The organism is Leucobacter sp. M11, from assembly GCF_035726885.1.
In the GTDB taxonomy this organism is placed as follows: Bacteria; Actinomycetota; Actinomycetes; order Actinomycetales; family Microbacteriaceae; genus JAPFRB01.
Genome location: NZ_JAPFRB010000052.1, coordinates 1 through 245, shown reverse-complemented (window position 1 = coordinate 245; position 245 = coordinate 1). Strand labels below are relative to the sequence as shown.

Genomic DNA, 245 nt, shown 5'->3' with positions numbered 1-245 from the left:
GGTGGCTTCGAAGACATCTGGCCGGCCAACCACAATTCGCCCCGTCAGACGGTGCTCTCAGGTTCGGCGGCGGCGGTCGAAAGGGCCAGGAGCGCCTTCTCGGCCGCGGGGATCGCCTCCCGCGGACTGTCCGCGTCGACCGCCTTCCACAGCCCGCTGGTCGCCCCGGCTGTTGAGCCGCTCGCCGCCCACCTGCGCACGGTGACGTTCTCGGAGCCCCGGATCGAGGTCTACGGCAACACGGA

Annotated in this window: 1 protein-coding gene; it reads left to right on the top strand. The window is 70.6% G+C overall.

All coding sequences use genetic code 11. The features are described 5' to 3' along the window. A partial coding sequence (locus OOT08_RS18960; protein ID WP_325094454.1) for an acyltransferase domain-containing protein occupies positions 1 to 245 on the top strand: 245 nt, incomplete at both ends.